Below are 16,274 nucleotides of genomic sequence, written 5' to 3'. Positions count from 1 at the left end.
CTATGCAAGAGCAGCAAGAATTAAAACGTGGGTTGAAATCTCGCCACTTAACGATGATTTCATTAGGAGGAGCCATCGGAACCGGCTTATTCCTAGCAAGTGGTGGAGCAATTCACACAGCAGGACCCGGGGGAGCGCTTTTAGCTTACGCGATCATTGGCGTCATGGTTTACTTTTTGATGACCAGCCTGGCGGAGCTCGCAGCTTATATGCCTGAAGCTGGTTCGTTTAGTACGTATGCGTCTCGGTTTGTAGATCCATCCTTTGGTTTCGCTCTCGGCTGGAACTACTGGTATAACTGGGCTATTACGATTGCAGCTGAATTATCCGCTGGAGCCCTTATTATGAAATTTTGGTTCCCGAACTCTTCTTCTATTTTATGGAGTGCCCTCTTTTTATTAATTATGTTTGGGCTTAACTACCTTTCTGTAAAAGGATTTGGTGAATCAGAATTTTGGTTTTCGTTAATTAAAGTAATAACGGTTATCATCTTTTTAGTTATTGGTATTATGATGATTTTTGGTATCTTTAACAATGAAGCACCAGGTTTTAAAAATTTCACGCTTGGTGATGGACCTATTCATGGTGGATTCTTTACTGTCCTAGGTATTTTTATGGCTGCAGGTTTTTCATTCCAAGGAACAGAGTTGCTTGGAGTCGCAGCTGGAGAAAGTGAAGATCCAGAAAAAACGGTTCCTCGCGCAGTTAAACAAGTCTTCTGGCGCATCTTGTTATTTTATATTTTAGCTATTTTTGTTATCGGGATGCTTATTCCATACACAGCGGATTCCTTAGCAAGTGATGATGTGCGAGTAAGTCCCTTTACTTTAATATTCGAACGAGCAGGTCTAGCGTTTGCTGCATCAGCTATCAATGCCGTTATTTTAACAGCTGTTTTATCTGCTGGTAACTCAGGTATGTATGCTTCTACACGTATGCTGTGGAACTTAGCGAAAGATGGAAAAGCACCGAGGTTCTTAGCAAAAGTGAATAAACGAGGCGTTCCGGTTAATGCCTTAATCGCAACGGCGCTTGTCGGTACACTTGCATTTGGTGCTTCATTCTTTGGAGATGGTGCGGTATACACATGGTTACTTAACGCTTCTGGTATGTCTGGTTTTATTGCTTGGTTAGGAATCGCGATTAGCCACTATCGTTTTAGAAGAGCATTTGTTGCTCAAGGTCATGATTTGAGTGAACTTCCATATCATGCAAAACTTTTCCCATTTGGCCCTATCTTTGCCTTTATTTTATGTGCCGTTGTTATTTTAGGCCAAAACTATTCGGCGTTTATGGGTGACTCGATTGACTGGTACGGTGTACTTGTTTCTTATATCGGACTGCCTTTATTCTTAATTGTTTGGTTAGGATACAAATGGACGAAAAAGTCAAAACTTATCCCGTTAAAAGAGTGTCAAGTAACAGTGAAAAAATACGAATAAAAAAAGCTCTCTATTCTTTTGAATAGAGAGCTTTTTTTATATGAGCTGATCAGCAAAATGAAGAGATATATAGGCGGGTTGATTTTTCATAACAAGCATATAACCTTTGAGGGGGCGATTATAGTAATCCGCAGCTTCTATATAATAAATACGCTGAATTAACCTGCTTAAATGAGTTACAAAAGATGGAAGTTGGTGATTAGGAATGGTTTGAATGTAGTCTATGATTTCTTGTTTCGTTTGAAGGCCCGAATGGGTACATTCTAACAGATGAAAAAGCGGATCTGCCGCTATAGTAGATAGTTCAGAATTGTGTTTGATTCTATTCAGCTGGATATGCAGTTCTTTTTTGGACCATCTTTTCGGCACAGCTCTTAGATGTTGATACTGAAAATGTGTATTCATGATAGCTAACACCTTTCGTATTAAAATAATAAAACAACTTATTATTTTAATAACCTTTACACATGAAACTAAAACGTTACAATGTGTAAAGGTGTCATACATCTTATAAAATAAGCTGATAAAAAAGTACATCTTGCCACTGATCAAATTTCCAGCCTACTTCTTTAAATTCTCCGCAAAACGTAAAATTAAATTGCTCATGCATTTTGATACTGATATCATTCCCTTTTGTAATTCCTGAAATAACAACGTGATGGTCGAGTTCTTTAGCTAATTCCAAAATGCGTTTCATAAGCTGTTTTCCAATACCATACCCTTGTTGATTTTTATCAATATAAATCGATAGCTCTACTGTTTGAATGTACGCTTCTTTATCTCGATACGAGGAAAGCGAAGCATAGCCAGCTACTACTCCGTCTTTTTCCGCGACAATAAGCGGAAAAAGTTTATTGCTAATATGATTATTAAACCAGCCTCTTCTTTGTTCCACTGTTACAGGCGTTAAGTCAAAAGTAGCAGCACTTGTTTGAACGGACTGATTATAAATTTCAACAAGCATAGGTAAATCTTCTTCTTTAGCATAACGAATGATCATATGTACAAACTCCTTATAGTATAGAATTATCTTTATTTTACTTCTTTTAAGAAACATAATCTACATAAAAAAACTGATATGCGCGTGCACATCAGTTTTGGTTTTGGGCATATTGAAAGGTTTGAAGGACTTGAAGAGTCTCTTTTGTAGAAACGACCGTTGCAAACTCGCCGTGCAGGGAAGACAGTGCGAATGTATGTACATCTTCTGCGCACAGCTTTGTTTTTCCATCGTAGGACGTACCATCAAAGCAAGCCGTTGCATCGTTCACAACATATGTCCTATACCCTAGATTTCCAGCCATGCGCGCAGTCGTAGAAACGCAGTGATTAGTAGTTAGTCCTATTAAGATAAGCGTATCATAGCCATTTGCTTTTAGATAGCTATCTAACTCTGTTCCAATAAAGCAGCTGTTCACGTGTTTGCGAACTAAGCATTCGTCTTCTTGTGGACCAAATCCTTCCTTGAACTGAAATCCCTTTGAACTTGGGTGTAAAGGCGAATCTGGATTTTCTGATGCATGCTGCACGTGAATGACAGGATAGTCTTGACGCCTCCATGCTTGCAGTAGCGTCAGCATATTCTTTTCTGCATCTAAATTGTTTCTTTCTCCCCACTGAGGTGAATAAAACCCTTCTTGTACATCGATAAGCAGCAACACTGGACGGGAACGTAGCATAAGCATCATCTTCTTTCGTCTTTATTTTAAAATGGAAATAACGTATGTGCATCCATCAGGACCGGCTTTTGAAGAATGAACCGTTTGTTTCGGTAAATGTATCCGATCTCCTGCCTGACATAGAACCGTATCACGTTCAACTGTAAAGTAAATAGATCCTTCAAGTATATGAAGAATTTCATCAGTTGGATGCGTATGAGACGGATGTGTTTGAAAAGCAATATCGTGCTGTACTTCAACGTATCCAGTATACGCCGGAAGCAGCTCTTTAATTACTTCTTCAAACTTTCCGCCAACTCCTTTTTTAATAGAGGCTTTTTTTACGTCCATGCTGCTCACTCCTTTTTAATTTAAATGGACACTGTCCGGTAGTATAGTTATTATCGTCGCGTAAAAAATATTGCTTCCACTCTCGGTTTTCCTGTTGCCCATACCAGCCTAACTCGGGGTGAGCTGATACGTCATCATATGTTTTTAACCGATCGCGGACGACTTTTTGTACGTGCTTCCCTATTTTTGAATCTCCTGTCATACCTTCAAACACCCACCGCGGCTGAAATGTAATCATAAATCCTCTGCTCTTACGGCTTTTACGTAAAGAATGAGCAGGCGTATTACAGACGACAAAAATAGGTTCTCCGTGAAAACAAAATTCCCATAATGCATCTTTCGGGTCTTTTGGAATGTCTCGCGGCCATTTCTTTTGATCAATTTGATGAAGAAACGTCAGCGTATCCCAAAACATCGTTTCGTACTCTTCCATTGAACGTTCTTTATGTTCAGGCTTAAAGAATAACACAAAGGATGTATAGCGACCTATGCTCTTAAATGTATCTATGTATTCTCTAAGTGCCGACGCTGCATGCCTAATATCTTGATAGTTATAAGGAGTAGTCACAAATGAAAAACGCAGTAAATCTTTTTTAAAGCCTTCTACCCCTAACATACAGGGAAATGGATTTTCTTCTGATAATATATCGCTTTGGAAATATTGAAAAGCATCTTTTCCCCAGAACGGGACATGCGTGGACTCTAAAATCTCATTAGCTCGAAAAAGCATTTTTGATGCCATTAAAACCCTCCTTATGGAACTCAACGTTACATGTGTATTAAAAAAAAGAAAGTTTATGAGTATTTTTAACTAAATGCCGCTTCTAAATTATAAAACTCTAATCTATATATATATAAGCTACTATTGGACAAGTTAGAAAGGAGGCTGTGTTTGTGGAGTGGTTTTTGATTGCTATAAAACAAATAATTCTAGGTATTAGTCTCGCAGCACCGGTAGGCCCAATTAATATAGAAATGATTAAAAGGGGTCTGACAAAAGGATTTTGGGCTTCTTGGCTAGTTGGTTTAGGAGGTATGACGGCCGATATTTTATTTATGCTCCTCATTTTAATAGGGTTAACACCTTTTGTTCAGATGCAGGCCGTTACTGTTGCACTGTATGCAACTGGCTTTGTCATGCTCACATTTATTGGCTTTCAAAGTATGAAACAAGCTGTCTCTGGTTCCTTTTCAGTAGATGTAAATCCCCCCCCTGCTAAAAGAGACAAGTCATTTTTTACAGGTTTCTTCATTGCTCTTATGAACCCTTTAAATATTGTGTTTTGGTTTGGCGTATTTGGGTCAAGCTTAAGCGAAAGCCTCCGAAGTCAAACGTGGCTATCCGTCTTTTTTCACAGCTTCTTTATTATTTTTGGCATCATTCTTTGGAATTTAAATATTGCGAGCAGTATTCATTTCACAAAAAAATTTATCACACCTAAGCTTCTTAGCTTCATTACGTTAGGTGCCGGTTTTTTACTTTTTTTATTTGGCTGCCAATTCGGTTTTAAATGTGTATCCTTACTTATAGGCTGAGCTTTTAGCGATGAGTTCAATAAGAGTGTCATTTACTTTCTCACGTTCATCGTAAAAAAGGCCGTGTCCACTATTTTCAAATGGAATAAGTGTAGAAAATGAAATATGGCGATTCATAACTTTTGCAAGATCAAATGGACAAATTTGATCTTTTTTTCCGTGTAATATATATGTCTCAGCGAAAATTTGACTCAAATCTTCCTGCAAGTCTTCGTCTCGTAAAGACACCGCAGTTTTAATCGTTCCATGGCCAGATGCTTCTAAACCTAAATCTTGAAACCATCCTCTAAAAGCTGAGCTGGTAGGCTGATTAAAAAACTTTTCCCCAAAGTTTTCAAGCATGTTAGGACGATCTCTATACGTATTTTGAATAATTGTATTTACTTCTTCAATAGGAAGTCCATATGGAAAATCAGTTTTTTGAATAAATCTTGGAGCCGCTGTCCCTAATAAAATTAACTTCTTCACTCCATATCCTAAGTGTCTGCTCATATATCGAATGGCAATGGCTCCCCCCATAGAAAAGCCTACTAGCGTATAATTTTTAAGTCCCATTTTTTCTACTAACATGCGAATATCATCTGCTAATTGATTGTAAGAATAGCCGGTGAAAGGCGCATCTGATTTTCCAAATCCGCGAAGATCAGGGGCGATACATCGAATACCGCGGGCCGGAAGCGTTGTAAATTGGTATTCGTACATTTTAGCGTTAACAGGCCACCCGTGAAGGAAAAGAACAGGTTCCCCTTTTCCAATATCCCGAACAAAAAGTTTTGTCTTAGGAGTTACGTGAATAAAAGAGTTCATGTATAACACCTCCTAGATGTTCTTTTATATATATGTTTAGGACAATTTGAACATTCAAAAGTTTCTTAAAGGCTTGTGTAGGAGGTGTATTATGTCTATTTGGGATAAGGAGTAGGAAAATGATTTTATGATGTTTATTTAGAACATAGTTTAATTTAAAAATATTAAACAAAAAAAGTAGTAAAGCTTTAAAAACTTTACTACTTTTTTTGTTATTTTTCTTCCAGCCACACATCAACTAAATTGCCAGCTTCGCTTTGGTCCAATACGAATGAACCGTTGCTGTATCGGTCGCTAGCCCGCATTGTAGATGGATCAACCTGCTCGATCTGACCTTTAGATGATTCCACTATCATGTAATGTTCTTTAGAGATTACTTTTACTTTTGCAATTTGATGCGGATTAGATTTTAGTTCTCGGACCATCACTAGCCCTCGTTTTGCTCGTGCTGATTCTTCAAACTCAGTAATTTTTGTCTTTTTCACAGCTCCTCGCTGCGTGGCGATAAATAATTCAGTTGATAGAGCTTCATCTTCATCGAAGATAACGCCGCTTACAACATAATCCTCGTCTTTTAAGTTAATTCCTTTTACACCAGAAGCGCGAGTTCCTACAATATTGATTTCTTCTTCCCGGAAACGCAGTCCGTAGCCAGAGCGAGTGGCAATAAACACTTGTTTTTTACCATCCGTTTGATATACATCGACTACTTCATCATCGCCTTTTAAATTAACGGCGACAAGAGCTTTGGAGTAGCGCTGTGCTTTATATTGAAGTAATTCTGATTTTTTGACCATACCATTTTTCGTAAAGAAAAGCAGATACTGATTTTCTTTAAATTCTTTTACCGGTATCGCCCGTACAATTTGCTCTTCTTTATCAATTGGAACAATGTTCATGATATGCTGCCCCATGTCTTTCCACCTGATATCAGGAAGTTCGTGCACTGGCATATATAAATAGTTCCCTTTGTTTGTGAAGATAAGCAGTGTTTCGGTTGTATTAATTTCATACTTCGCTAAAATTCGGTCCGTATCTTTCATACCGAAGTCTTGCCCGTTAGACGCGGCGTAAGAACGAAGACTTGTTCGTTTTACGTATCCGTCTTTTGTGACTGTTACCATCACTTCTTCAGATGGAACCATCACTTCTAGATTAATCTTAATTTCTTCGATTTCTGCTTCAATTTTTGAGCGGCGTTCTGTACTGTATTGCTTTTTTACACGGCGTAATTCTTTTTTGATTACATTAAAAAGTTTTTTCTCGCTATGTAAGATTTCTTCTAACTCGTTAATTTTAGCACCTAGCTCTTCAGCTTCCGCCTGTAGAGCTGTAATGTCCGTGTTTGTCAAGCGGTATAATTGAAGCGACACAATCGCTTCTGCTTGAGGTTCTGTAAATTCATATTTAGCAATTAAATTATTTTTAGCATCCCGCTTATCTTTAGAAGCTCTAATAGTTGCAATAACTTCATCTAAAATCGACAGTGCTTTAATCAATCCTGCTACAATATGTTCGCGTTCACGTGCTTTTTGCAGTTCGTATTTAGAACGATTTGTTACCACTTCTCTTTGATGATCAATATAAGCATCAAGAATGTTAGGTAAACTCATAAGCTTTGGTCGCTTTTTAGCAATAGCAACCATGTTAAAATTATACGGTACTTGCAGATCTGTATTTTTGTAAAGGAAGTGAAGTACTCCTTGAGCATTTGCATCTTTTTTTAGTTCTACTACGATACGCAGGCCGGTACGATCCGTTTCATCGCGAACTTCAGCAATGCCTTCCACTTTTTTATCTAAACGAAGCTCATCCATTTTCTTAACAAGGTTGGCTTTGTTTACTTCAAATGGAATTTCCGTAATAACAATTTGCTGTTTTCCGCCGCGAATGGACTCCACTTCCGTTTTTCCGCGAATAATAATTTTCCCTTTACCTGTCTCGTAGGCTTTCTTAATTCCGTCTACACCTTGAATGATTCCCCCTGTAGGAAAATCAGGACCTTGAATAGCCGTCATCAACTCTTCAATTGTACACGTTGGTTTATCAATTCGCATGATCGTTGCGTCAATTACTTCACCTAAATGATGGGGAGGAAGTTCCGTAGCATAACCAGCTGAAATACCCGTGGATCCATTCACTAGCAAGTTAGGAAACATAGCCGGTAACACAGTTGGTTCGCTGCTTGTATCATCGAAGTTAGACACAAACTCAACCGTTTGTTTGTCAATATCTCGTAGAAGTTCTGCAGCAATCGATGAAAGGCGAGCTTCTGTATAACGCATTGCTGCTGGGGGATCTCCATCAATACTTCCGTTGTTTCCGTGCATTTCGATTAATACATTTCTAACTTTCCATTCTTGACTCATTCGAACCATGGCATCATATACAGATGAATCACCATGAGGGTGATAGTTACCAATTACGTTTCCTACAGTTTTAGCTGACTTGCGAAACCCTTTTTCTGCTGTATTTCCATCTACGTGCATTGCATATAAAATACGGCGCTGAACGGGTTTTAACCCGTCTCTTGCATCCGGCAATGCGCGCTCTTGAATAATATATTTACTATATCGACCAAAACGGTCGCCTAGTACATCCTCAAGAGGTAAATCTAAAAAGCGTTCTGTTTGTGTCATTGTACGTCCTCCTCTGCGACCGTTAATACATTTTCGTTATCTAAAATATTTGGATCTTCTTCTAATCCAAACGCTACGTTACTTTCAATCCATTTTCTGCGAGGTTCTACTTTATCGCCCATCAAAGTGGTCACACGACGATCAGCGCGGGCAGCATCATCAATACGAACACGAATCAGCGTACGCGTCTCTGGGTTCATTGTTGTTTCCCAAAGCTGATCTGCGTTCATTTCACCGAGACCTTTGTAGCGCTGAATCATATAGCCTCTTCCTACCTTGTCAATTGCACCTTGCAATTCTTCGTCACTCCATGAATATTCAACCACTTCTTTTTTACCTGACCCTTTACTTACTTTGTAGAGCGGTGGGAGAGCAATAAATACTTTTCCTGCTTCCACAAGCGGTTTCATATAGCGGTAGAAAAACGTTAGCAGAAGCACTTGAATATGAGCCCCATCCGTATCCGCATCGGTCATGATGACTATTTTATCGTAGTTAATATCATCAATTGTAAAATCTGCGCCTACTCCTCCGCCTATCGCGTGGATGATTGTACTAATTTCTTCGTTTTTAAAAATATCTTGAAGCTTGGCTTTTTCGGTATTGATAACCTTCCCTCGCAGTGGCAGCACAGCTTGAAAGCGGCGATCCCTTCCTTGTTTTGCTGAACCTCCGGCGGAATCCCCTTCGACTAAGTACAGTTCGTTTCGCTGAGGATTTCTTGATTGCGCAGGTGTTAACTTCCCGCTTAGAACGGTTTCTTGACGCTTTCGTTTCTTCCCGTTCCTTGCGTCTTCTCTGGCCTTTCGTGCCGCTTCACGCGCTTGAGCCGCTTTGATTGCTTTTTTTACAAGAAGAGAGCTTACGTCCGGGTTTTCTTCTAAGAAATAGGCAAGTTTTTCAGAAATAACTGCATCTACGGACGAACGAGCTTCACTTGTACCTAACTTTCCTTTTGTTTGTCCTTCAAACTGAAGCAACTCTTCAGGTATTCTAACGGAAACGATGGCCCCTAAGCCTTCTCGTATATCCGTTCCTTCTAAGTTTTTGTCTTTTTCTTTTAGCAGGCTTACTTTACGGGCGTATTCATTAAATGCGCGCGTCATAGCGCTTTTTGCACCGGACTCATGCGTTCCGCCATCTTTGGTACGAACATTATTAACAAATGATAAAATGGTTTCAGAATAACCATCGTTAAATTGAAAGGCAAATTCAACTTCAATATTATGATGAATACCTTCAAAAAAGACGACTGGATGAAGTGAATCTTTTTCTTCATTTAAATATGAAACGAAGGCTTGAATACCTGTTTCATAATGAAAGATATCGTGACGATCATGCCTTTTATCGATTAACTCTATTTTGAACCCTTTTAACAGAAAAGCCGATTCGCGGAGCCGTTCACAAAGCGTATCATAATTGTACACGGTTGTTGAAAAAATCGTGGCATCCGGTTTGAAATGAATCGTTGTTCCCGTTTTTTTCGTTTTCCCTATTTTTTCTAGAGTGGTAACCGGCTTTCCTCCATTTTCAAAGCGCTGTTCATAAATAAATCCATCTCTATGAATAGTTACAGTCAACCATTCAGACAGCGCATTTACAACAGATGCACCTACTCCATGTAAACCTCCACTTGTTTTATATCCACCCTGCCCGAATTTACCTCCTGCATGCAAGATGGTTAAAATAACTTCAGGCGTTGGTTTTCCTAGTTTATGCATGCCCGTTGGCATACCTCGACCTTTATCTTGTACAGAAATTGAATTATCTTTGTGAATGGTTACAATAATTTCTTCTCCATAGCCTGCTAGTGCTTCATCGACGGAGTTGTCGACGATTTCATATACTAAATGATGCAGACCACGTGTATCCGTACTTCCAATATACATACCAGGACGTTTACGAACGGCATCTAATCCTTCTAGTACTTGAATTGCATCTTCATTATAATTAAATTGTTGTTTCCGAGCCATTCATACTACCCCTTTCATCACAACGAACATTACTACATTATGTATGAAACACAAACGTTTGCGCTTCGTGTCTAAGAATAAATGATCATGTATCCTATCTTTTAGTTTTATAGTGTTCGCATCAATAGAACGTATGTTTCTATTTTTGCGTACTTACAAGATTTTAGCACAAATTTCCGTATTATAAAAGCAATATCTTGTGTATTCATGGATTATAAGCCTTATAAAGCTAGCTGTCTAACGTCTATTGTAGCGGAAACGCTCTTACTATTTCAACGCATGGTGAAACCCATGCAAGCAGTGTGCATGGGTTGGTTGTTCTGCTTATAGATCTTACTTTGTTAAAGCATGCTCGACTTTTATACAACGATCCATAACTACAGTATACCCTTTTTTAGCGAGCAGGTCATATGCTTCTTCATTAATTAAACCAGATTGCGCCCAAAATACGTCTGCATCTACTTCTAAAAACTCTTCTGCAACTTCAAGCAAATGCTCAGAGCGACGAAATACGTTAACGATATCAATATGCCCTTCAATTTCTTTTAATGAAGATACGGCTTTTACGCCGAGCGCTGAGTTGATTGTGGGGTTCACCGGAATTATCTCGTAACCTTGCTGCTGCATGGCTTCTGAAACCATATAAGACGTTCGATGAGGATTATCTGATAAACCCACTACAGCAATGCGCTTGCTTTTTTTTAATATTTTACCAAGCTCTTGACGGGAAGGAATTTTAATGGACATGTCTATTACCTCTCTTAGCTATATAATATGTACTGAACAACATTCGCGATTTACAGTTGATTTCCTGCATATAGTACCCGTTTTCTCTATTTTTGTAAACGTCTTCTTTTTTTAAAATAATTGTCTCTCACCTAAAACTAGCTATGTTTTTTTAAGTATCTCATGGTAAAATAGAAACGATATAGAAATAAAGGAGCTTTCAAACATGAATTATTTATTACCTATTCTTGCCTATATCTTGGGCTCTATTCCTTTTGGACTAGTTGTTGGAAAACTAGGATACGGCATCGATATACGAGAGCATGGAAGCGGCAATTTAGGCGGCACCAACTCATTTCGTACATTGGGTGTAAAAGCCGGAATTATCGTTACGCTTGGAGACATTCTAAAAGGTACCCTAGCAGCTTCTTTACCGCTTTTATTTGATACAAATCAAAACATTCTCTTCATTGGTTTATTTGCTGTCATTGGCCATATTTTTCCTATTTTCGCGAAATTTAAAGGCGGAAAAGCTGTTGCCACATCCGCCGGAGTGATTTTATGTTATGAACCTCTTTTATTTGTTTTCGTGTTATTATGTTTTTTTATCTGCTTATACATAACGAAGTATGTATCACTGTCATCAATGGTTACCGGGGTATTAACCTTTATCTACACGCTATTTAAACAAGACTACATGCTTATTATGATTATTGGTGTAATTGTAGCCTTTGTCATTTACAGACACCGGGCAAACATTACGCGAATTCTTAACAAAACAGAACCGAAAGTCACATTTTTATCAGGTAAAAAGAAATAAGAGGATTTTCCTCTTATTTCTTTTTTTATAACTACTTTGTAAGCGAATACATTTCTTGTTTATTAGTTATACTGATACTAAAATAAGGAGGTGAATGATGTGAAGAAAAAATGCCCTATTTGCAAACGTAATAAGAAAATGGATTCACAGCTAGAAGGAAGCCGCTACTGCGTTCACTGCTGGGAAACTATTGGAAAACAATATGATTTTAAATGAAAGAATGAAACGATTTAATATAGAAATGAAGCATTCGCCTCTATATTAAATCGTTTTATTTTATCTCGTTCCTTCCTAGCTGGATTCGTATATATTGGTAATTTATCTATCTTTCTACTATAATAAATGTATCCGCAGTATTGGAAGGAGCATAATTAATGAAATTAACAGTAACAGAAGCAGCAGCTACGTGGTACAAAGACGAAATGATGCTAGAAGGAAACGAAACAATTCGCTTTTTTGTTCGCTACGGCGGATGCAGCAACGTTCAAAAAGGTTTTTCTTTAGGTGTAAACACAGATTCTCCTAAAAACGTTGGCGTTGAAACAAAAGTTGACGGTTTAACATTTTTCGTAGAAGATGAAGACCTTTGGTACTTTGATGGTCATGATTTGACCGTGAACTATAATGAAGAAACAAAAGAACCTGACTTTCATTACGAAGCGTAAGAAAAAAGCATCGATTTATCGATGCTTTTTATTTTTACGCTTAACCCTGCTTTTTGGCATCTTCATAGGCTTTATGCCATTCCGGATAATTACGGCGAATCGAAATAGGCTTAAAGTTTTCTTTTTTCACACATACGTGCGACGATGTTCCTGTTAACGCAAGTTCTTCATTTGAATTAAAAATTTCGTATCCGTACACAACGCGTAGACCGTCATAGTTCTCAACCCAAGTATGTACCACAGCTGTCTCGCCATAATGAAGCGGCTTTTTATATGACGCCTGTATATCAATAACTGGCGACAGCACACCGTCTCTTTCCATTTGTGCATAGCTAAAACCTAAATCACTGATAAACTGCGTTCGGCCTATTTCCATCCATACTAAATAGTTAGCATGATACACAACGCCCATCTGATCGGTTTCTGCATAGCGCACTTCGATCTCTTTCTTCGATACTAGCATGATTCTACCTCCTATTGCACTGTTCCTGTTTTATCTTACCATACAAGGAGAATATACTCCTACTAGTTTGGTCATGGCTCAGTAGGTTGTAAGACTAAGCGCTTCTTGAATTCGGTATATCAGTGTTTCCAGCCGCGTCATCTTATTTTCATACTTTTTATAGGGAAGCGTATATGTGTGACCTTTATTTGTCCATAGACGGTCAAAATAAGCGTTTAGTTCGGTCATAACCTTTTCGTTAGGAGGTCCTGATACTTTAATATCCGTTTCTAAGTTTAAATCAGCTAAATTTCGCTTGGTGAAATTTGCTGCTCCTGCAATAATAGTGGCGTTTCTTTTGTTTTGAATTAATAAGGTTTTACAATGATACTGCTCTATTCCTGTATGATACCAGCGAATTTTAATATTACCTTTAGATTTCTTAACGAGTTCTGCCGCTACTGGACGGTTAGGCAGTCCGAACTTTTTTCTTCCAAACGCATTTTCGTTAGGATCTAAAATTAACCGTACGTTTGCTCCTTGTTCAGAAGCTTTCAAAAGGGCCTTTATTACGTCTCGATCTCCAAGATAAAACATGCCAAGCCACACATCGTCACCTTGTTTAGCATGACGTAAATCACTTAACACGTGCTTATAGATTTTGCCTTCTGTTAGCAGCTGAACATAGAGGTCTCCCTTTTCTTTTTCTTTCTTTTTATAGAGAGGTAACCTTCCTCCGTAAGAAAAATCAGAGACGGCTTGTTCGCTTTTTACCGCATCTCCAATGATATTCCCTTTTACTTCAAAGGCCATGTTAGAATTATAAAAACTTGCATCATGAGGATTGGCAGAAGAAATAATAACGCTTTGATCGGTTGCTACTACTTTTCTGTGATTAGCTTTTACATTTAACAACGTAAGATAAGCACGGGCCGTTACGTTAGGCGCTTTATTTCCGAAAGGATTCGTTATCCACCCGGTTCCTTTTTCACCCATCCACTGAACAAAAGTTCTCCACACTGCAGAATATAGTGGAATGGAATCTCTGAGCTTAGATAAATTGGTTTGCACCACTTTGATTCCGTTCAGCCGCAGTGAATCTAACCACTTTGAATCATGTGAGCCGTAGCTTGTATTTATTTCATCCGTAATAAAGACTATTTCGACATTAGGATGTTTTCGTTTCTTTTCAATCAGCTTACTTGCAAGCGTATCACTAAGGTGAGGAAACTTTTCGCCTTGGTTATAGTAGCCATTAAATAGAAACATATCCATAATAATAAAAGTTTTTGCTTCATCAATTGCATTCATAACTGCTTGAAAAATATGTTGTTCGGAAACAGACGTCTGTTGGTCTTGATACGTTAGGTCTGATAAAAGCAATACATCCTCTACTTTGTGAGGATTACTCTCGTATGAAATTCCTTTAGGCAAGGGCTTATGAGTGTGATAAGAGCCCACAATAATCAAGACGATAAGTAAACTGAGCAAAATCCTTACTATTTTCTTTTTCACGTGCTTTTTCACCTACATAAACCTCTTCGCTAGTTTGTAATATTATTCACCTTACTAAAAAAATATAGAAAGAAAGCAGCTAAAACCGTTTATTTTTAGCTGCTTATTGTCACTGTTTTACTTATTAAATCGTACCTTCATAACCATTTTGACGAGCTTCTGACTCATCTTTTATTTCACTGCGCATTGCTTCGATGCTTACTTCACGATTATGATTTTTTTGCTGAATGCGCTGACGTTCTTCTTCAGTGCTGCATGCAGCAGCTTCTTCTGCTTCTTCAATGTTTTTCATTGTATTTTGCACCATTGTTTGTAATTTTTCAACGTTATCACTGCGATCGTCTGGATTCGGTTTATTCCATGCCATTGTATCTTCCTCCTCAAAATAACTTTGTTACAATTGTAGTATGCCGGATTTGTTCATCTCTATAAGTGGAAAAAAATGATTTTAGTTTACATAATATAATTATAATTAAGTTAAAATGCATATATAACACATACATAATATGGTAATATATACATACAAAGGGGGAATCGCTATGACTAAACGAATGATAGCATTACTAAGCGTAGTCTTTATTGTAGCCTTATTTTTTATGTCTCAAACTTCATTGGCATCAAAATGGACAACAAGTGTCTCTATCAAGCCTCACCATTACTCAAAACATGAAGAAAAAATGTTAGCCGTGACAAACTTAGACTACAAAAGCAACATCATTGCATACGATGTTAAAGCTCCTAATGGCGTAAAAGAAGCTTATGTAAAAGCTACTTATTACGAAAAGGGAAAAGCCAAACAACCTTTACTCTCAGGAGGGTTGACTGTTTCAAAAGAATTTGACATGTTTGCTGTTACATATAAAATCGATGATGATACTCACAAAGTTATGTTTAATGTAGGAAGCAACGATACAAACCTAGGGATAGAAGCGAAAAAGCCTAAAAAAATGAACGGCTATTCCTTTACTGGGTTAGAGAAAAAACAAAAAGTAAAAATGAATAAACCATATCCAGTCGCTGCTTTATTTGGTGACGGTGACGATGGCAGTGGCATACGAGTTGCTCCGCTTTCAACCGATGATGGAGAAGTTATTAAAGAGCTTATTTCGAGCAATCCTTACGTTTATTTATTCACGGTAGAATTCAAATAATAAAAAGTCGCTGAATTCAGCGACTTTTTATTCATTCACCTTTGGTTTGAATAACTTGAGGATGCTTGCCGGATTTATCTTGCATTTGTTTTCCGTTATTTCCACCAGCTTCTCTCGGTTGAGTGCCGATGTGATTCGGAACAAAAGGTTTGCTTTGTTTTTTAGGATTTCCCATGCTTATCCCCTCCTCACCGTTACTCTAACCAACTTACTTTAAAGTTATTCAGCTCTTTCAAGCATACGATCTTCTAACCGCTTTTCAATTTCTATTTCAATGCGTTCAATTTCTGACTGATCTTTTAAAAGCTGCGTTTTATTTTCTTGCACTAACTCTTCAAATGAACGTTTGCGTAATTTTCTCATGATCACAACACCTACTTTATGTAATTTTTATGAAAAATCTGAAAAATCTAAAGAAACTGATATCATACAACTATCTATATTGTAACCAATTTGTCAGATAAGTAAACATACTTTTTAAAAAGTTGTAAGAAAGTTTGACATATTTACTAATTTATCTAGGTATACGATGGTAAAGTAAATAAGTTT

General features: G+C 37.8%; 19 protein-coding genes. 5 read left to right on the top strand and 14 right to left on the bottom strand.

Annotated features, from left to right (window positions below; translation table 11 throughout):
• Positions 1 to 2 precede the first annotated feature (2 nt).
• Entirely contained in the window at positions 3 to 1,442 is a 1,440-nt protein-coding gene (locus ACOZIR_RS12015; protein ID WP_029714962.1) for an amino acid permease, read from the top strand.
• A 36-nt stretch (positions 1,443 to 1,478) separates the two neighbouring features.
• Here the strand turns inward: ACOZIR_RS12015 and ACOZIR_RS12010 are convergent, their stop codons facing one another.
• The 5 genes from ACOZIR_RS12010 to ACOZIR_RS11990 form a co-directional block, all read right to left on the bottom strand.
• Entirely contained in the window at positions 1,479 to 1,847 is a 369-nt protein-coding gene (locus ACOZIR_RS12010; protein ID WP_152640877.1) for a hypothetical protein, read from the bottom strand.
• 103 nt (positions 1,848 to 1,950) lie between these two features.
• Positions 1,951 to 2,442, bottom strand: coding sequence for a GNAT family N-acetyltransferase (locus ACOZIR_RS12005; RefSeq protein ID WP_045295622.1), 492 nt, complete (start codon positions 2,440 to 2,442; stop codon positions 1,951 to 1,953).
• Between the two features lie 91 nt (positions 2,443 to 2,533).
• Positions 2,534 to 3,121: a cysteine hydrolase family protein gene (locus ACOZIR_RS12000; protein WP_045295623.1), complete on the bottom strand. Its 588-nt coding sequence runs from the start codon at positions 3,119 to 3,121 to the stop codon at positions 2,534 to 2,536.
• 21 nt (positions 3,122 to 3,142) lie between these two features.
• Positions 3,143 to 3,451 carry a cupin domain-containing protein gene (locus tag ACOZIR_RS11995; protein WP_013057236.1) on the bottom strand — a complete coding sequence of 103 codons (309 nt, stop codon included), beginning with the start codon at positions 3,449 to 3,451 and terminating at the stop codon, positions 3,143 to 3,145.
• Entirely contained in the window at positions 3,426 to 4,193 is a 768-nt protein-coding gene (locus tag ACOZIR_RS11990; RefSeq protein WP_045295625.1) for a YqcI/YcgG family protein, read from the bottom strand. Before ACOZIR_RS11990 ends, ACOZIR_RS11995 begins: the two co-directional genes overlap by 26 nt.
• Positions 4,194 to 4,345: 152 nt before the next feature.
• Here ACOZIR_RS11990 and ACOZIR_RS11985 point away from each other — a divergent pair, with 152 nt between their 5' ends.
• Positions 4,346 to 4,987 carry a LysE family transporter gene (locus ACOZIR_RS11985; protein ID WP_310878648.1) on the top strand — a complete coding sequence of 214 codons (642 nt, stop codon included), beginning with the start codon at positions 4,346 to 4,348 and terminating at the stop codon, positions 4,985 to 4,987.
• Here ACOZIR_RS11985 and ACOZIR_RS11980 read toward each other — a convergent pair.
• The 4 genes from ACOZIR_RS11980 to ACOZIR_RS11965 all read right to left on the bottom strand — a co-directional run bounded on the left by ACOZIR_RS11980 (position 4,973) and on the right by ACOZIR_RS11965 (position 11,153).
• Complete coding sequence (locus ACOZIR_RS11980) at positions 4,973 to 5,794, bottom strand: alpha/beta fold hydrolase (RefSeq protein WP_045295627.1); 822 nt, start codon at positions 5,792 to 5,794, stop codon at positions 4,973 to 4,975. The genes ACOZIR_RS11985 and ACOZIR_RS11980 overlap by 15 nt on opposite strands.
• Positions 5,795 to 6,006: 212 nt before the next feature.
• Positions 6,007 to 8,433, bottom strand: coding sequence for a DNA topoisomerase IV subunit A (gene parC / locus ACOZIR_RS11975; RefSeq protein ID WP_045291689.1), 2,427 nt, complete (start codon positions 8,431 to 8,433; stop codon positions 6,007 to 6,009).
• Positions 8,430 to 10,406, bottom strand: coding sequence for a DNA topoisomerase IV subunit B (parE, locus tag ACOZIR_RS11970; RefSeq protein ID WP_013057241.1), 1,977 nt, complete (start codon positions 10,404 to 10,406; stop codon positions 8,430 to 8,432). The genes parC and parE overlap by 4 nt, the downstream gene beginning before the upstream one ends.
• Positions 10,407 to 10,739: 333 nt before the next feature.
• Positions 10,740 to 11,153 carry a CoA-binding protein gene (locus tag ACOZIR_RS11965; RefSeq protein WP_013057242.1) on the bottom strand — a complete coding sequence of 138 codons (414 nt, stop codon included), beginning with the start codon at positions 11,151 to 11,153 and terminating at the stop codon, positions 10,740 to 10,742.
• A 205-nt stretch (positions 11,154 to 11,358) separates the two neighbouring features.
• On the opposite strand from ACOZIR_RS11965, the gene plsY reads away from it, so the two are divergent.
• Together plsY and ACOZIR_RS11955 are read left to right on the top strand one after the other, a co-directional pair.
• A complete protein-coding gene (gene plsY, locus ACOZIR_RS11960; protein ID WP_014459891.1) occupies positions 11,359 to 11,952 on the top strand; it encodes a glycerol-3-phosphate 1-O-acyltransferase PlsY in 594 nt (197 codons plus the stop codon).
• Positions 11,953 to 12,326: 374 nt separating this feature from the next.
• Positions 12,327 to 12,617, top strand: coding sequence for a HesB/YadR/YfhF family protein (locus ACOZIR_RS11955; RefSeq protein ID WP_013057245.1), 291 nt, complete (start codon positions 12,327 to 12,329; stop codon positions 12,615 to 12,617).
• Between the two features lie 40 nt (positions 12,618 to 12,657).
• Here ACOZIR_RS11955 and ACOZIR_RS11950 read toward each other — a convergent pair whose 3' ends face one another.
• The 3 genes from ACOZIR_RS11950 to tlp all read right to left on the bottom strand — a co-directional run bounded on the left by ACOZIR_RS11950 (position 12,658) and on the right by tlp (position 14,941).
• Positions 12,658 to 13,080, bottom strand: a complete 423-nt coding sequence (locus ACOZIR_RS11950; RefSeq protein ID WP_028408348.1) for an acyl-CoA thioesterase — start codon at positions 13,078 to 13,080, stop codon at positions 12,658 to 12,660.
• A 78-nt stretch (positions 13,081 to 13,158) separates the two neighbouring features.
• Positions 13,159 to 14,586 carry a phospholipase D family protein gene (locus ACOZIR_RS11945; RefSeq protein ID WP_045291691.1) on the bottom strand — a complete coding sequence of 476 codons (1,428 nt, stop codon included), beginning with the start codon at positions 14,584 to 14,586 and terminating at the stop codon, positions 13,159 to 13,161.
• A gap of 112 nt (positions 14,587 to 14,698) precedes the next feature.
• Positions 14,699 to 14,941: a small acid-soluble spore protein Tlp gene (gene tlp, locus ACOZIR_RS11940; protein WP_013057249.1), complete on the bottom strand. Its 243-nt coding sequence runs from the start codon at positions 14,939 to 14,941 to the stop codon at positions 14,699 to 14,701.
• Positions 14,942 to 15,113: 172 nt separating this feature from the next.
• Between tlp and ACOZIR_RS11935 the strand changes: the two genes are divergently transcribed.
• Positions 15,114 to 15,725: a hypothetical protein gene (locus ACOZIR_RS11935; protein WP_421535618.1), complete on the top strand. Its 612-nt coding sequence runs from the start codon at positions 15,114 to 15,116 to the stop codon at positions 15,723 to 15,725.
• Between the two features lie 31 nt (positions 15,726 to 15,756).
• Here the strand turns inward: ACOZIR_RS11935 and ACOZIR_RS11930 are convergent, their stop codons facing one another.
• Both ACOZIR_RS11930 and ACOZIR_RS11925 read right to left on the bottom strand, forming a co-directional pair.
• Positions 15,757 to 15,900, bottom strand: a complete 144-nt coding sequence (locus ACOZIR_RS11930; RefSeq protein ID WP_043982832.1) for an acid-soluble spore protein N — start codon at positions 15,898 to 15,900, stop codon at positions 15,757 to 15,759.
• Positions 15,901 to 15,944: 44 nt separating this feature from the next.
• Positions 15,945 to 16,088, bottom strand: a complete 144-nt coding sequence (locus ACOZIR_RS11925) for an FbpB family small basic protein (protein WP_080890160.1) — start codon at positions 16,086 to 16,088, stop codon at positions 15,945 to 15,947.
• Positions 16,089 to 16,274 lie beyond the last annotated feature (186 nt).

Source organism: Priestia sp. D3YE.R1, assembly GCF_049199565.1.
GTDB classification, from domain to species: Bacteria; Bacillota; Bacilli; order Bacillales; family Bacillaceae_H; genus Priestia; species Priestia aryabhattai.
This window is presented reverse-complemented; position numbering and strand designations above follow the sequence as displayed.

Excerpts from the sequence above, each read along its gene's own strand:
- ACOZIR_RS12015 (WP_029714962.1), top strand. The coding sequence starts at position 3 with ATGCAAGAGCAGCAAGAATTAAAACGTGGGTTGAAATCTCGCCACTTA.
- ACOZIR_RS12010 (WP_152640877.1), bottom strand. The coding sequence starts at position 1,847 with ATGAATACACATTTTCAGTATCAACATCTAAGAGCTGTGCCGAAAAGA.
- ACOZIR_RS12005 (WP_045295622.1), bottom strand. The coding sequence starts at position 2,442 with ATGATCATTCGTTATGCTAAAGAAGAAGATTTACCTATGCTTGTTGAA.
- ACOZIR_RS12000 (WP_045295623.1), bottom strand. The coding sequence starts at position 3,121 with ATGCTACGTTCCCGTCCAGTGTTGCTGCTTATCGATGTACAAGAAGGG.
- ACOZIR_RS11995 (WP_013057236.1), bottom strand. The coding sequence starts at position 3,451 with ATGGACGTAAAAAAAGCCTCTATTAAAAAAGGAGTTGGCGGAAAGTTT.
- ACOZIR_RS11990 (WP_045295625.1), bottom strand. The coding sequence starts at position 4,193 with ATGGCATCAAAAATGCTTTTTCGAGCTAATGAGATTTTAGAGTCCACG.
- ACOZIR_RS11980 (WP_045295627.1), bottom strand. The coding sequence starts at position 5,794 with ATGAACTCTTTTATTCACGTAACTCCTAAGACAAAACTTTTTGTTCGG.
- parC (WP_045291689.1), bottom strand. The coding sequence starts at position 8,433 with ATGACACAAACAGAACGCTTTTTAGATTTACCTCTTGAGGATGTACTA.
- parE (WP_013057241.1), bottom strand. The coding sequence starts at position 10,406 with ATGGCTCGGAAACAACAATTTAATTATAATGAAGATGCAATTCAAGTA.
- ACOZIR_RS11965 (WP_013057242.1), bottom strand. The coding sequence starts at position 11,153 with ATGTCCATTAAAATTCCTTCCCGTCAAGAGCTTGGTAAAATATTAAAA.
- plsY (WP_014459891.1), top strand. The coding sequence starts at position 11,359 with ATGAATTATTTATTACCTATTCTTGCCTATATCTTGGGCTCTATTCCT.
- ACOZIR_RS11955 (WP_013057245.1), top strand. The coding sequence starts at position 12,327 with ATGAAATTAACAGTAACAGAAGCAGCAGCTACGTGGTACAAAGACGAA.
- ACOZIR_RS11950 (WP_028408348.1), bottom strand. The coding sequence starts at position 13,080 with ATGCTAGTATCGAAGAAAGAGATCGAAGTGCGCTATGCAGAAACCGAT.
- tlp (WP_013057249.1), bottom strand. The coding sequence starts at position 14,941 with ATGGCATGGAATAAACCGAATCCAGACGATCGCAGTGATAACGTTGAA.
- ACOZIR_RS11935 (WP_421535618.1), top strand. The coding sequence starts at position 15,114 with ATGACTAAACGAATGATAGCATTACTAAGCGTAGTCTTTATTGTAGCC.
- ACOZIR_RS11930 (WP_043982832.1), bottom strand. The coding sequence starts at position 15,900 with ATGGGAAATCCTAAAAAACAAAGCAAACCTTTTGTTCCGAATCACATC.
- ACOZIR_RS11925 (WP_080890160.1), bottom strand. The coding sequence starts at position 16,088 with ATGAGAAAATTACGCAAACGTTCATTTGAAGAGTTAGTGCAAGAAAAT.